This is a genomic window from Cuneatibacter sp. NSJ-177 (assembly GCF_022867805.1).
In the GTDB taxonomy this organism is placed as follows: domain Bacteria; phylum Bacillota; class Clostridia; order Lachnospirales; family Lachnospiraceae; genus Pseudolachnospira.
In genome coordinates, this window is sequence record NZ_JALIFO010000004.1 from 14,814 (window position 1) to 29,512 (window position 14,699).

Genomic DNA, 14,699 nt, shown 5'->3' on the forward strand with positions numbered 1-14,699 from the left:
TTCCCTATTGAATCCGATTCCGCGCGCGCCTCTGCACAATGGACAAAAGAATATCCAGAATAATGGACAAAGCGGCCACGGTAATGGCTCCGGCCAGCATGATCACGGTTTTGTTTTGGGAAAGGCCGGACACAATAAAATCTCCCAGGCCGCCCGCGCCCACATAGGCCGCAATGGTGGTGCCCGCCACCACCTCGATGGTAGCCATCCGCATACCGTTGAGGATCATCGGCAGGGCCAAGGGAAGTTCCACCGACCAGCAGGTGCGGAATTTTCCCATCCCCATGCCTTCCGCGCTCTCCAAAACCAGCGGGTCGATTCCTTTCACCCCCGACATCGTATTGATCAGAATGGTGGGAACAGCCAGTGCCACCAATGCGATCAGCGCCGGGGTCAGTCCAATGCCAAAGATCGGCATCAGGAGGAAAAATTTTGCTACTCCGGGAATAATCTTTAAGACATTTGTTACATTCAGCACGGGAATCGCCAGCTTTTCTTTTTTCGCGCACAAATATCCCAGCGGTATGGCGATGGCAAAGCAGAGAAGCAAGGCGATCACATCAATTTGCAGATGCCTGACCAATGCACCGATGTATCGGTCCCAATGGGAGCCGATGTATTCTGCGACTTCCTGAATCATAAAACACGTTCCTCTCTTCCAGGACAAAATTATCTTGACGGAGATAAAGGCTCCGGCGGACGGCAGGGTTTCTATTTGATGTTTGCCTCATAGAATTCCTTTGCCACCACTTCGTATTCTTTTCCGCCCATATCTACCTGAGAAACCAGAGCAACGATCTTATCATTATCCATCGCAGCGGAAACCCGATTTAAAGCTTCCTCGATCTCCGGATGTTTGCTTAAAACTTCCTGACGGACAATGGGAGCCAGATAATACGGCGGCCACACCTTGATGTCCTCGGTCACCAAATAATACTGATCGTCCAAAAGCTGCGGTTCCGTGGTATTTCCGGGAATCACATCTACATCTTTGCTTTTCAGCACATCATATTTTAATCCCTGGTCAATGGAAATGATATCCTTGAACTGAAAATCCCCATACAGTGTGTTCATAGCCGGAAGGTTATCCTCCCGCTCGCTCCAGCCCTGGAAATCCGCCAGCACCAGTTCGGAAGCATGTTTTTGCAAATCGGACAGGCAGGTAATGCCCAGTTGGTCCGCGGTTTCCTTGCGGATCACGATACAGGTAGAGTTATTGACCTGGGACGGCTCCAGCCAGGCAATATCATATTTTTCTTTATACTGGATTTTGACCGTATCGTAAACTTCCTTCGCGTCGGTCATGGCTTCCAGGCCCAGAACCGTCATCAGGCCGGTTCCCGTATACTCCGGATATACATCGATCTCGCCTTCCTGGATGGCTGTATTTAAGGTCAAGGTACTGATGCCGTACTGACGTTCCACCTTAAAGCCTGCATCCTCCAGAGCCAGAGAATACAATTCCGCCATCAAGAAGCCTTCGGTGAAGTTTTTGCCTCCCATGGTGATGGTTTTTTCCGAGTCTCCCGCACCGCAGCCAGCGATCCCTGCCGCCGCTAATGTTGCTGCCAAGCCCAACAATATGCTCTTTTTCATTCTCTTCATATGCTTTCCTCATCTTTGATAAATTTGATCGTTTTCACTGTCTCTGTGCAAATTGGCGACATTCCACATATTCCTCCAGCAAAACCATTTTCCAAGCCTTGGAGCCTTCACCTCCGTTCCTTTTGCATTCTTTTTGCCAAATACTGAACACGTTCTTATCTCATTTAATGCGTTCAGTTTTATATATGAATCATACTATTTTTTTCCAGACATGTCAATTGTATTTGTCAGTAAAATATCATACTTTTTTCAAAGATTCAATTTCCATTCTTTTAGCCATGATTTTCCCTGGACAACCTCTTTTCGTTCCTCCTGTTTCCATTCAACACTTTTTACACTAAACACAAAGAAAGGACAAGCCTCCCCTGAATCCAAAGAAAAAGCAGCAGAGATACCAGTAGGTTCCCACCGGCATCTTTGCTGCTTTTTCTATCACTCTTTTTGCTCCAATTTTATTTCGCTTGGATCTAAGTTTTGGTTGATATCCTCTCTGTTTGGATCTTAGCTTTGACTTTCCTCTTACCTCCGGCTTTGATCTTAGCGCTGACTGTAACCGCGCCTCTGGCTACTCTCTCCGCAATGCCTCAATCGGATTCAGGTTGGACGCCTTCACCGCAGGGATCAGGCCAAAGATCAGCCCAATGACCATGGAGAACGCCACCGCGATGATTGTGGCCGGGGCGCTGATTGCGACCGGGGTTCCCGCCACGCCGGAGACCACTTTCGCCATCACGATCCCGGCTCCGACGCCGACCAGGCCGCCCAGGCTGGTAAGAACCGCCGCCTCCGTCAAAAACTGGATCAAAATACGGCTCTTCCTTGCTCCGATGGCCTTTTTCAAGCCAATCTCGCTGGTCCGCTCCGTCACCGACACCAGCATGATGTTCATGACGCCGATTCCGCCGACCAGAAGAGAGATGCTGGCGATCCAGATCAACTGCTGGTTCGTCGAAGTACTCAGCTCCTGGAGCTGCTTCGCCTGCTCTAGAAGATCCTCGCTCTTATAGCTCATCTTCAAATCACTGGAAGCGCTCAGCTTTTCCGTCAGGATATCCGCCGCTTTCTTCCCGGCATTAGTCATCGCGTCCGTCCCGGATGCCTTTAGGGCTACCGTCTGCGGCTCGTCATACTGGAAAACAATCGGCCAGGTGGTTCCAGGGATGAACACAGATCCGCTGGAATTGTTCATATACAGATTGTAATCGCTGGGATCATTGATCACCGGTTCAAACTGGGAACTCTGATCCGCCATGCCGACGACCAGATAAGGCTCTCCGCTGATCTCCAGCGTCTTTCCTACCGGATTATCCCCGGAAAACAAGGTGGTCATTGCCTTGCGGTCCACAATCGCCACTTTTCGGAACGAGGTAAAATCGTCCTCGGTAAAGTTTCTGCCCACCTGGACATAGTAGCCGTAGACATCGAAGTAATCCGTGTCGATGCCAAGCAGGGTACCGGTGAACGCCTGATTCTTATGAAATACGTTTCCGGCATAATTTCTGGAAGTGTAAAGGGAAGCCTTCTCCACTTCCTCCAATGCTTCCAGCTCTTCCTTCGTTTCCTGGCTGATCGGGTTGACGCCTTCCGGCACGGTATTGTAGGAGACGTCAAAAATGCCGTCCCCCTGATAAAGCTGCACCTTCACCGCATTGGTTCCGGCGCCAATCAGATTCTGTTTGATCTGATCGTTGGTCCCCTTGATCGTGGACACGATGGAAATAATCGATGCAATTCCAATGATGATGCCCAGCATCGTCAGAAAGGAACGCAGCTTGTGGCCCCAGATTCCCTGGAAAGCCAGTGATATATTTTCTAACATGCGTTTCCCCCCTTCCTAACGGTACATGCTCTTATAGAATTCGTCCAGATTCCCGGCCTTGGTGGGGCAGCCTTCCTTCACTTCCTTGCCGTAAGGAAACGCCACCTTATCCTCTGCGCTGAGTCCGGATCGGATTTCCGTGTAAGAGCCGTACAGAGACTTTCCGGTTACCACTTCGCGCCGCTCCAGCAAGCCGTCTTTTCCGGCCACGTAGACATAGCTCTGGCCGTCCTCGCTGCGCACAAACATATTTTGCAGGTACAGCGAACTACTTCCGCTCTCGTCCGTCTGCGGCGTATAGGTGATGTCCAGATAATCCCCTTCTTCAAAAGAGGATGATTCTCCATCGATGAAAATGGTAAACGGATAGTAGGACACATTGGTGTTTCCGTTTCCATAGTTATTGCCGTAGAGAACCGGCATATCGGAAATCTCCTGAATGGTCCCCTCGGCCGACTCGCCAGACATCCAGGACATCACGTTCACGGTTTGGCCGACCTTTACGGTCTCCAGTTCCAGCTCGCTCAGCGTTCCCTGGACATAGTAGCCGCCTCCGCCGGAAACCGTCACCAGCGGCTTGTGGTCCACCGCCGCGGTCTCGGAGTCCCCGACAGTTTTCACCACGCCGTCCACTTGCGCATAGACCACGCCGTCGTTCAATTCTTTCTCCAGCTTATCGTATTCCACCTGCGCCACCCGGATGTTCAGGTTGATATCCCGGATCTCCATCTCCTTATCGGATTTCATCTTGGCGATCTCCGAAGCGGTATAGGACGGGCCGGACGGGCCAACGCTGCCTCCGCCGGGAACATCGCCACCTGGATTGTCCGGATTATCGGGATCTACCGGAGTCAGCATCAAATCCAATTCGGGGCCTGCCACCCACATCACTTGGCTGATATACTGTCCATTTTGATTGGTAAATCTCATTTCCCAAGTCCCAACAGGATCACCATCTATGCTATCATTTTGTCGATACATAAAATCAACATATACTTCTGTTTTTCCTGTCAAAAGCTGAGAAATAAAAGCATTATCAAATGGAATATTTACATTCCACAAATACAGATAAGGCTGCTCTTTGGTACCTTCTCCACGAATCAACTGGGCCACAGGAACTTCCGGATCCGTGGGCTCCTCCTTATCCGGCGTGTTTCCATCGTCGGGTGTATTCCCATCGTCCGGCGTGTTCCCATCATCCGGCGTATTCCCATCATCCGGCGTATTCCCATCATTCGGTGTATTCCCATCATCCGGTGTGTTCCCATCATCCGGCGTATTCCCTCCATCCGGTGTGTTCCCATCATCCGGTGTGTTCCCTCCGATTGGTATATCAACCGCCGCCATCCGTTTCACCCTGTTTGCCGCCGTCTCCCCGAAATCCAGATTTCCAACCAATGCGATTCCGCCTTTTCCCAGCTTGGCGGACGTCTTCGTCAAACCGCCGAGGCCGGAGGAGCCGCCGCTCACCAGGTCGTCCTCATCCACCGGCACTCCAGCGCGGTATTTTTGTATTTTCTTTAAATCTTTCTGCGCTTTCTCCAGCGAAAGCTTCAGCTTTTCAATCTCAAGGCGCTTCGTCTCCAGGGATAAACTGGAAAGGGTGGTGTCGTAAGCCAAAAGGGGATCCCCTGTCTTGACCTCCTGCCCTTCCTGCACATAGATTTCCTTGATGATCTGCGTCGTGCTGATATACACGTTCTGCATTTTATCCGTCGAGACACTGCCGTAGGTCTGGGACTGGTCGCCCCAATATTCGGTCATCCCTACGTCCGTGATGGAAAATACCCCGATGGGATCTTTTTTCTGGTTTTTGGCAAGATAAACCCCACCGGCCGCTAAGCCTCCGACCAGCGCAACCACCAGGCATCCGATCAAAACCCGTTTTCCTACTTTATTCATCGGAGCCTCCTTTCCGGCTGCCATTTTGAAGTACGCCATCCCGGATATGATACAGGGTTCTCGCATAGTCTGCGATTTCCTGTTCATGGGTAATCATGACAATGGTCGCCCCTTCGTCATTCAAACGCTGAAACAGCTCCATAACCTGTTCGCCGGACTTGGAATCCAACGCGCCGGTAGGCTCATCCGCCAGCAGCAGCTTCGGGTTTCCCACAATGGCGCGGGCGATGGCAACCCTCTGGCACTGTCCGCCGGAGAGCTGATTCGGCCGGAAATCCAGACGGTCCCCCAGCCCCACCTTTTCCAGCGCGGCCTTCGCCCTCTCCCGGCGCTCCGATTTGTTCACGCCGCCGTAGAGAAGAGGCAGTGCCACATTATCCAGCGCGCTCAGCTTCGGCAGAAGATTAAACTGCTGGAACACAAAGCCAATACTCTGGTTCCGGATTTCGGCCATCTTATTTTCGCCTGCCTTGGAGATGTCTTCGCCCATCAGCAGGTAGCTGCCCTTGGTCGGCACATCCAGACATCCAATCAAGTTCATCAGAGTCGTCTTGCCGGAACCGGAAGGCCCCATGATCGCAATATAGTCGCCTTCTTCCACGGATAAATTGATGTCCTTCAGGACAGAGACCACCATTTTCCCCTGCAAATAATCCTTATAGATTCCCTTCAGCTCTAATATCATACGCCGGCCTCCGTTCCTCCTTCTCCCGCAGGAGTCGCCGCTTCCGGTTCGCCGCCGTCCTCAGAGGGCAGCATTTCTCCGCCTTCTTCACCGGCCGCTCCTTCATCCGAACCTTCCAGATTCAGATCCGCTCCGCCATCCTGCAAATCTCCTTCCAGGCCGTCGCCGCCGGGCAGAGGCTCCGCCGCTCCGCCGCCTTCCATGCCGGATGCTGCGCCCGCGTCTCCGCCGTTCATCCCGCCGCCGAAGGAGCCATCGTCATATTTCGTGACGCTCAAACCTTCCTTTAAGTTATCCGCGGGAATCGCGATATAATCCTGAGCCGTCAGACCTTCGGTGATCTGGAATTCATCTGCTGCGTCGTCCCGCATCCCCAGCGTGACTTTGCGTTTTTCTAATTTGTCTTTCTCGTTTGCCGCCCAGACATAAGCGTTGTCGCCATCCTGGACAATATAATAGGAAGAAAGCCAGATCCCTTCTTTCTTATCTTCCTGTCCGACATCCAATTCTATGTAGATATGCTGTCCCAGCATCAGGCCGTCCCCGTTCTCCAGGGTAATATAGAACGGATATTTGGAAGACTGGGTCATCTCCCCGCCTCCGCTGCTGGACATGACATATCCATTATTGTTGTCGTTTCCGCTTTCCGCCGCATCGAGATCCACTTTCTCAATCACACCGTTCCATGTCTGGCTCTCATCCACGCGGGAGCGCAGGATCACCGGGCTTCCCACCGGGAGCTGGCCCACGTTCTGCTCATTGATCGTCCCTTTTACCCGGTAATTCCCGGTCTGCATCACGACCATATAAGGCAGCGGATTTCCATAATTATCATACCCGTTCTCATTGATGCTCTGGACCACTCCGTCGATGGTCGATGTCACCTCGGCATTTTCCAGGGATTTTTCCAGACGCTCAATCTCGATCTTTTTGGCGTTGATATTGTACTCCGCCTGTTTGATCTCCGCCTGCACCGACTGAATCTCAATCGTGTAGGAGAGTTTTTCCGAAGAAGCGGCTTTCTTTTTTTCTTTCTCCAGCTCCTCGACCTGCTTCTCCATGGTCGTGATGCTGTTTTCCAGTTTTTCCAGCTCCAGCTTTGCCTGGTCGATGCTCAGGCTGATCTCGTCACTGTCATAGGCAAACAATTTCTGCCCTTCCTTGACCTCATCTCCTGCCTGAACAAAGACCTCTTTGATGGTCTTATTTTCTTCCTTTTTCAGTTCCAATGTCTCCTGGGAGACAACCTTGCCCGCATACCGGTTCTGCAGTCCCCCGCCAAGTCCGGCCAAAATCGACACAGACTGTACAGGCACTGCTTCTCCGCTTTCTTCCGCATTGCCGGAACAGCCACTGGCCGCCATCATACACGCCACCGCAAAACAGAGAATTTTTCCCAATCTCTTTTTCATATGATATTCTCCACTCCTTCTTTCCTGGCTTCGGGGATTTCGCCATTTTTATCAATTTTCTTTTTTTATCATAACAGATAGCCTTCATATTATTAAGAAAGAAATCCTTAATTTTTTCTGAAATAGGAACTTACTCGATGGATCCATCGAAATGTTTCGACAAAAGCCGTCATCATTCTACTCCGACAGTGTGACGGTGATCTTTACCGGGTTGTGATCCGTATAGCGGAATCCTCCGTCAATGGTTTGAACCTGCTCCAGCTTCACATTCGGGGAGAGCAAAAAGCCATCCAAAACATAGTGCTGGGTCGCAGCATTCTTAGGATCATAGGGCTGGTTCAGCAGACGGCAAGTCGGTGTGGAGGGGTCATTGGCCAACTGCCAGCCTTCCCCGAAATCCGAAACTTCCACCAGCCCCGGTGAGAAGTTTTCCCGATCCTGCACCGGATAGAGAGAAGGATCAATATTGGAAAACGTCTGATTGAAATCGCCGCCGGCAATGCAGTAATTTCCTTTTTCATACTCTGCATTCAGCAGCTCCGCCAACTGTCTCGTCTGCATTTCCCGCCCGGTTCCGTCGTCATAGGCGTCCAAATGCAGGTTGATCAGCACCAGTTCTTTCTCCGAGTCTTTCAGAGGAACCCGCTCCACCAGCAGACACCGCTTTAACTGGCAGACCCGGACCGGCCAGGTAAAAGAAGTCGGAAGCGCCACGCGTACGGCCGACTCCGCCGCATAAGGGTTGACTGTCAGGATGCCGGAATGCACCCGGCCGATGGTTGGAAGGGGATACGGGACGTAGTCGCAGAGGAAATTACCGGCAAAGGCCGCCGCGCCTTTCAGTCCTTCCTGCAAATATTCGGATTCATTGAATCCATAAGAACGCTTGGAATCAATATCTACTTCCTGTAAAAAGTAGATATCCCCCTCCGCTTCCTGGAGCATGCTCCGGATTCCTTCCATGTTGCGCTCCACGATCTGCCGGGATTCCACCCGCACGTCGCTTCCGCCGTCCATAAAAAAGTCGTGTTCCGCGTCCAATCCGCCGTAGCCGATATTGCAGGTAACCAAAGAAAGGGAATCCCCTGCCTTCAGCAGGGAATTCCCCGAACCCTTGATCTCCACAATTTCCTCGGCTTCCGGACGATATTCCCGCAGGCTCAGCCATGTCACCAGGGCGATAGCCAATACCAGAACGAGGCCAATCAGGCCGCCCAGAATCTTCAGAATTGTCTTCATTTTATTTAATATCCAGCCCTGCCAGAAGATCCTTCAGACTTGTAGAAGCCTTTCCGGTCTCTTTATAATTGAACATTTCCTTGTCTTCTCTGGACTCGCGGGGCGCGCGGTCTTTTCTCTCTCTGGCCGGAGCTTCCTGCAACGCTTTGATGCTGAGGCTCAGCTTGCCGTCCTTCACCGCAATGATCTTTACCTGAACCTTCTCGCCCTTTTTCAGTACATCAGAGGGTTTTTCCACTCTCTTGTAGCTGATCTGGGAAACGTGCAGCAGGCCGGAAAGTCCGTTGTCGAGGTCGATAAAAGCGCCGTAATCCATCAGGGAATCCACGGTTCCTTCCAGAACCTGGCCTACCTCACAGGCAGCAAGCCTGGCGGCTTTCTCCTCTTTTTCTTTCTGACGGGCCACTTCCTTGGCGGAGAGAACCAGCTTCTTGTTCTCCTTGTCCGCGGTGATCACCATCACCTCCACGGTCTGGCCTTTATACTCTTCCAGATTCTCCACATAGCCGGCAGCCAGTTTGGATGCCGGGATAAAGGCGCGCACCTCGTCCACATAGGCAACCACGCCAGCCTTCACCACGCTGTCGATCTTAACCGGGAAAATGGTCTTTTCCTTCAACATCGTCTCAAATTTATCCCATACCGGATCGTCGTTGGGCGGGCCCTGCTTCAGAGATGCCTCCAGCTCTGCCGCATAGTCCTCCATCGTCTCCACCGGTGTTTCTTGAATCTTCATTTCTTCGCTCATAACAACCTCCCACAATCCTGTGTCTGCTTTTGCGGCGTCCGCCTTCCGGAAAAAACCGCTATTATAGAGATTATAGCATTTCCCTCCTCTTTATGCAAATGCTTTTTCAAATTTACATTCTTTTTCCCCAGGGTTTTTGTTAATTTTATTTGACACGGCTTTTTCCTTTCTGTTATACTGTTTTTATATTGAAAGAAATTCTTTTTATCTTGTTTGCTGCTGCCGTACATACTTTTTCGGTCACGGCGGTTTTCACAGTTACCATTATTTTTCTATATCTGGGGGAAGAGCTGCTTCCCCGCATGTTTTCACTGGGAGGGTATGAAACATGGAAGGACATGAAAGAAACCGGCCACGCCGGCAGAAAATACAGAAGTCGTTATATGAAGTCACCTTTTTTCTGGAGCTGATCGTCGCCTGCTTTGTAATATTGCTGGTGGTCTACGCCCTGAGCCAGGTCTTTTTACAGTTTTTCCGGAACCCGTCCAGTTATGGCTTCATGCACTTTCTGGAAATCACTTTGGATATTGTCATCGGCATTGAATTTTTAAAGATGCTCTGCCGCCACAATATGGACTCCGTGGTGGAAGTTCTGCTGTTCACCCTGGCCCGTCATATGATCATCGAGCCGACTACGATGCTGGAAAATCTGCTCTGTGTCGCCGGAGTCGCCTTGCTCTTTGTGGTCCGCAAATATCTATTCGTGGCAAAAATCGACAAAGACATCGACGAAAAAGATATCCCGGAAGAGCGGGATGTGTACGAGCACCACGACCCCAAGCCGCCGGCCGAAGATGACGGCACCGGGACTGGCGGAGCCGCATAAGATAAGATATATTCATTCACAACACGCATCGGGATTGCTACTGATTTTCATTCTTTTGTAAAGATACCGTTTTGCCTGATGCTTTTGTATAAAACGGGGATGCCGGAGTTTTCGGTATCCTCTGTACATATTCTGTTCCGCCATTTTTCTTCACCTTTATCCTTTGAGTAAAACAAAATAGCCACAATCAAAATCGCTAACATCATCAAGTTTATTCTGTCCATTTCTAGTTCTAGCCAAAGATGGTTTTCTAGCATAAAACCAGCCGTCCTCCCTTTCATAAAATAAAAAAGCGCGGCCGTCCGCAGATTTCTCCTCTGCTTCGCCGCGCTTTTTCCCCTCTTCCTACGGTCAGGCCGTAATCTCATCCGTCTGTTTAATCAGAATCAGCCGCTCACCCGGCTTCACTTCTTCCCCAATTCCCTCGTTGGTCTCCCGGATTCCTTCCACAGTCGTATAGAATTTCTTCGCAATTTTCCACAAAGTATCCCCCGGCTGCACCCGGTAACCCACAATTCCCGGCATCTTGCGGATCTTTTCCTCGTCGTAGGGAACCAACTCCGCATCTCCCAGGATCGTCATATCCTCCCTGGTCAGCACAATGGCCTCCAGGACAATTCCGGCCCGCACTTCGGCCTCATCGGCCCCCAGCATCAAGACGTTCAGGTTTTCCGCCATGGATTTCAGGCGGTATGTACAGGACGCGTCGATGTTCCGGGCCTCCATCAAATGCTGGAATGGCAGGGCTGCATCCACGGAGCGCAGCGGCGCCGTATCGTCCGCCGACGCATAAAGCACGGTTACATGGAGAGCGCCCTCGATTTCCAGGCCCTCCTCGGTGACTCCGATCCGGTCCACCATCACCTGGCTGCTGCCATGGCAGATCTGGAGAATCCGTTCCCCTTCCGGCAGTTTTACCCGTTCGCTGAGTTTGGCGCGGGAGCTGTTGCGGACCAATATTTTTTCAAATGCCGCCTCTTTCTCCGTCAGGACTGCTTCCTTGGCGGGGGAATAAATATCGCAGATGGCGGTGACGTTTTCGGTCTCGTAAAGGCGGATCTGCATCTCCAGGATCGCCTCGGTATCCAGCATCCGGAGCTCCCCGTCCGCATCTTCCTTCGGTTCCATATCACTGTGAATCAGTCTCACGTCAATATCCGGAATCATTTCCTCCGTGCTGTCCGGCAGATCCATCTGGCCGGAAAACGGAACAGAAAACTCTTCCCACTGGACCGGCATGTGTTCGCCGTCGCCCTGGTACATGGCGAAAACCGCCAGCTCCCCGCGGACAGCCAGGGCGCCGTCAAGCGGCCGGCAGTCGGCTCCGCGAAGCTCCACTTCCCGCCAGATCAACTCGCCCAGATTCGGCTTGTTTCCTGAGATCTCCAGCTCCTCGCTGACCCGGTAGGTCTCCCTTTTCTGCACGGCGATCCGGGTAATCTGGTAATTCTCCTCGCGGGTCTCCAGAGGTTCATTGGCCGAAGCCGCTGTCACCAGGCCCTCCTGCACCAGTCCGTCCGCCGTGATCGTAAAGGTCAAGACCGCGCGGATCCGCACTTTCCTCGAATGGATCATCTCGATGTCAAGATCCTCGACCGTCCAATCCAGCGTCAGGGAATCCTTGTCATCCACGCCTTCCAGCCGGACCGGCTCATTGAGCGGCAGATTTCCCGACAGGCTCTGGACGCCTCCGCCTTCGGCCGCATAGAGGACATCATATTTTAATTTGCCCCTGACAGTGCCTTTCTCCTCGGAGCAGCGGACTTCCTCCGGCTCCACCTCTCCCTTTTGCAGGATGATCCGCTCCATGTCGGGCTTGACGTCCGGAACATTCCGGTCCTCGTCGATTGTGACCTGCGTCACAATTCTTGCCTTCTGGCGGTTCATATAGATTTTTCTTTTCTCTAACTCCATAATCTCCTCCTAACGAAATACAACCGGCTCTTCCCGCATTTCCATCTTCAGCACAATATACGGATACGACGCCTCCGAACCGGATTCCGCAGTGTCCTCCGGTCCCAAGAGCTCTGTATCCAGCACGATATTGCTGTCGGTCAGATACAGTTCTTTGACCTGGATGCTGTAGCCTCCGCTCTGCTGAGCGCCATAGCCGACAACCAGGTAGAGATATTGCTCGGCGCTGTAGGTCAGCTTAAAATCGTTTTGCTTGCGCTCCTCGATCGCCGCCTTCAGCTCAGCCGGAATCTCTCCGTCCGGTACCACCGTAAAATCCAAATCCTTCACTTTGTTTTCGCTATCCTTGCCGCAGCCCGCACCGAGCACAATCAGGCAGGCCAGCAGGAACATGGTGACAATTCGTTTCAAGGTCTGCTCCCCCCTATCCCTATCCTTTATGAATTTTATGCGGGACAGGAAAAAACATGACAAAAAAGCAAAGGGCCCCGCCGGAATCTCCGGCGGAAGCCCTCTTTAGCCTTCTGGCTTATCAAATGTTTATGGCATTCTGTCCCGTTTATTCTCCCTGATAGATGAGAGAACCGTCTTCCCCGCGGGAGAACTGGGAGAACCACTCGTTCCAGAATACTACGGTTTCCTCCGGTCTCCAGCTGTGGGCCCGGCCCTCCACCACGGTGAAGCGGACCATGGGCACTCCGTCCTTCTGCCAGATCCGGTTGGTATAAGTGCCGTTGACATAGGATCCGGAGTCATCCATCTTTATGCCGTAGCGGTCAACAAAGTAACGGATCTGATGGCCGGTGGCCTTTTCCATGTCGTCCAGGTCGTGGCTGTCGATGTCGTATTCGCCCAGCATCAAAAACGTCGGGATCTCGATACCGTCATTCAGTCTGGCCGGAAGCGCATCGTCCGCCTTGATCGCCGTAGCGCCGGTGTTGGCGTGGGCTGCGAAGAGATCCGGCAGCGTCAGAGCCACCACGCAGGACATCTGGCCGCCGTTGCTCTGGCCGCTGACATAGAACCGCCCCGCGTCCGCATGGTAAACCGTCTTTGTCTCCTCCACCAGAGTGCGGATGAAAGCTACGTCGTCGGCTAACCCTTCCGTCTGGCCTCCGTTCCAGGACATATTCGGAATCTTTCCGTCTTTCCCCGGCTGCAAAGCCGCCGACGGGCAGACCACGATGAATCCTTTCTCTTCGCCGACTTTCCACCAGTCGGACCAGAGCATTCCCATACGGCCGGACTGTCCGCCGCCATGGAGGTAGATCACAACCGGCATGGGATCGCCGCTTTCCGAATAGGTGGTGGGAACGTAAGTATACCACTCTCTGGTGATGCCGTCGATTTCCTTGGTTGTGTAGACAAAGCGGGACTCGTCCGCCGCTGCCTTCAGAACGTTGCTGTAAGGACTTCCGCTGCCGGTTCTGGCAAAACGGGACAGGAACTCGCCGTAAACCTCAGCAGCAAACTCCGGATCCGTGTAGGTCACGCTTTTTTCCGTTACGCGAACCTCGCCTACCTTTTGATTATAGGTAAACGGAGAATTGCTGTAGGGATCCTGATGGTAAACCTTGGTGCCATCTTCCAGCACGGTCTGATCTAAGAGGCAGTCATTCGCCTTTTTCCAGTAATCCGCCACGGCCTTGGTCTGGTCGGTGACAGAAGAGGAAATCAGCCAAACCGGAACCGGGGTCTCCCCATAGGTGATCTCATAGTCTTCATATTTCTCGTATTTGGTTGCGCCGGTGGCAGTCAAAAACGCGCTGTCCAGGTTCTCACTGGCATCCACCGCCACAAACGCAGCCGCATTGATCGGGTGCGTCATAATGTACCGCTGCAGCATTTCCCCGCCGGTTCCGTAGCCGACAAAACGGCAGTCCTGGCCATAAGAATAGAAATACAGGTTCTGGGAAAATGCGCTGAAGGCCGCATCGATGTACGAAGTCTCCGTCTCCGCAGCCGCCCAGGCCTGCGCTTCCGGCTCAAAGAGCACAACGATCTGCTGATTCTCCTCCGCCACCTTCATCCAGCCGCTCTGGGCCAGGAAAGAAGCCGTATCCACCCCGTCCGGGACGGCCACATAGATGACGGCGCAGTCTCTTCTCGTTCCGTCGGGGCAGTACACCTTCATGGTGCGGACGCTTTCATCTTCCATCTTGACTTCCTGCTCATAGAGGCCATAGTAATACTGTTTGGCCTGATTTTTCAGGTCAAGCTCATAGGACGCTTCCGCCAGGGGCGGCAGCGCCTGAACCTTCGGCGCATCGGCGGCAGGGGCCTGGGCTGCCGTGGCTGCCGGAGCGGTTGTCTCCGGGGCCGTGGTCTCTGCGGCAGCGGACGTTTCCAAAGCCGCAGTCGTGGGAGTTGCCGTGGTGCCCGCTGCTTCCTGGCCGCAGGCAGACAGCAGACCGGCGCACAAAACAGCCGTGCACAACAGGGACAGCTTTCTCTTCATATCTTCCTCCTCCATCTTCTCTTTTCATTTTGCATCCGCGGATTTTTTGTTACAGCCGCAGTATAAAAGAAAAGAAGAACTTTGTATATGG

At 52.5% G+C, this 14,699-nt stretch carries 13 protein-coding genes; 1 reads left to right on the top strand and 12 read right to left on the bottom strand.

Going from position 1 to position 14,699, the window contains the following annotated elements:
- Positions 1-4: 4 nt before the first annotated feature.
- From MUB23_RS07440 to MUB23_RS07475, 8 genes are all read right to left on the bottom strand, one after another.
- Positions 5-640 (bottom strand): ABC transporter permease, encoded by a 636-nt coding sequence (locus tag MUB23_RS07440; protein WP_244799754.1) that lies wholly within the window; start codon positions 638-640, stop codon positions 5-7.
- A gap of 71 nt (positions 641-711) precedes the next feature.
- The gene (locus MUB23_RS07445) at positions 712-1,605 is read right to left on the bottom strand and encodes a glycine betaine ABC transporter substrate-binding protein (RefSeq protein ID WP_244799755.1); all 894 of its coding nucleotides are present in this window, start codon (positions 1,603-1,605) and stop codon (positions 712-714) included.
- A gap of 565 nt (positions 1,606-2,170) precedes the next feature.
- Positions 2,171-3,424 carry an ABC transporter permease gene (locus MUB23_RS07450; RefSeq protein ID WP_244799756.1) on the bottom strand — a complete coding sequence of 418 codons (1,254 nt, stop codon included), beginning with the start codon at positions 3,422-3,424 and terminating at the stop codon, positions 2,171-2,173.
- A 15-nt stretch (positions 3,425-3,439) separates the two neighbouring features.
- The gene (locus tag MUB23_RS07455) at positions 3,440-5,326 is read right to left on the bottom strand and encodes a biotin/lipoyl-binding protein (protein WP_244799757.1); all 1,887 of its coding nucleotides are present in this window, start codon (positions 5,324-5,326) and stop codon (positions 3,440-3,442) included.
- Complete coding sequence (locus MUB23_RS07460; RefSeq protein WP_244799758.1) at positions 5,319-6,011, bottom strand: ABC transporter ATP-binding protein; 693 nt, start codon at positions 6,009-6,011, stop codon at positions 5,319-5,321. The genes MUB23_RS07455 and MUB23_RS07460 overlap by 8 nt, the downstream gene beginning before the upstream one ends.
- A complete protein-coding gene (locus MUB23_RS07465; protein WP_244799759.1) occupies positions 6,008-7,423 on the bottom strand; it encodes an efflux RND transporter periplasmic adaptor subunit in 1,416 nt (471 codons plus the stop codon). Before MUB23_RS07465 ends, MUB23_RS07460 begins: the two co-directional genes overlap by 4 nt.
- A 177-nt stretch (positions 7,424-7,600) precedes the next feature.
- On the bottom strand, positions 7,601-8,662 hold the full coding sequence (locus MUB23_RS07470; protein WP_244799760.1) for an endonuclease/exonuclease/phosphatase family protein: 1,062 nt from the start codon (positions 8,660-8,662) through the stop codon (positions 7,601-7,603).
- 1 nt (position 8,663) lies between these two features.
- Positions 8,664-9,410 carry a S1 RNA-binding domain-containing protein gene (locus MUB23_RS07475; protein ID WP_244799761.1) on the bottom strand — a complete coding sequence of 249 codons (747 nt, stop codon included), beginning with the start codon at positions 9,408-9,410 and terminating at the stop codon, positions 8,664-8,666.
- Between the two features lie 328 nt (positions 9,411-9,738).
- Here MUB23_RS07475 and MUB23_RS07480 point away from each other — a divergent pair, with 328 nt between their 5' ends.
- Positions 9,739-10,236 (top strand): hypothetical protein, encoded by a 498-nt coding sequence (locus tag MUB23_RS07480; protein ID WP_244799762.1) that lies wholly within the window; start codon positions 9,739-9,741, stop codon positions 10,234-10,236.
- A 47-nt stretch (positions 10,237-10,283) separates the two neighbouring features.
- On the opposite strand, the gene MUB23_RS07485 is transcribed toward MUB23_RS07480, so the two are convergent.
- The 4 genes from MUB23_RS07485 to MUB23_RS07500 all read right to left on the bottom strand — a co-directional run bounded on the left by MUB23_RS07485 (position 10,284) and on the right by MUB23_RS07500 (position 14,608).
- Positions 10,284-10,493 carry a hypothetical protein gene (locus MUB23_RS07485; protein WP_244799763.1) on the bottom strand — a complete coding sequence of 70 codons (210 nt, stop codon included), beginning with the start codon at positions 10,491-10,493 and terminating at the stop codon, positions 10,284-10,286.
- 94 nt (positions 10,494-10,587) lie between these two features.
- Positions 10,588-12,150, bottom strand: coding sequence for a DUF3794 and LysM peptidoglycan-binding domain-containing protein (locus MUB23_RS07490; RefSeq protein ID WP_244799764.1), 1,563 nt, complete (start codon positions 12,148-12,150; stop codon positions 10,588-10,590).
- A 9-nt stretch (positions 12,151-12,159) separates the two neighbouring features.
- Positions 12,160-12,561 carry a protease complex subunit PrcB family protein gene (locus tag MUB23_RS07495; RefSeq protein ID WP_244799765.1) on the bottom strand — a complete coding sequence of 134 codons (402 nt, stop codon included), beginning with the start codon at positions 12,559-12,561 and terminating at the stop codon, positions 12,160-12,162.
- 148 nt (positions 12,562-12,709) lie between these two features.
- Positions 12,710-14,608, bottom strand: a complete 1,899-nt coding sequence (locus MUB23_RS07500) for an alpha/beta hydrolase family esterase (RefSeq protein ID WP_244799766.1) — start codon at positions 14,606-14,608, stop codon at positions 12,710-12,712.
- Positions 14,609-14,699 lie beyond the last annotated feature (91 nt).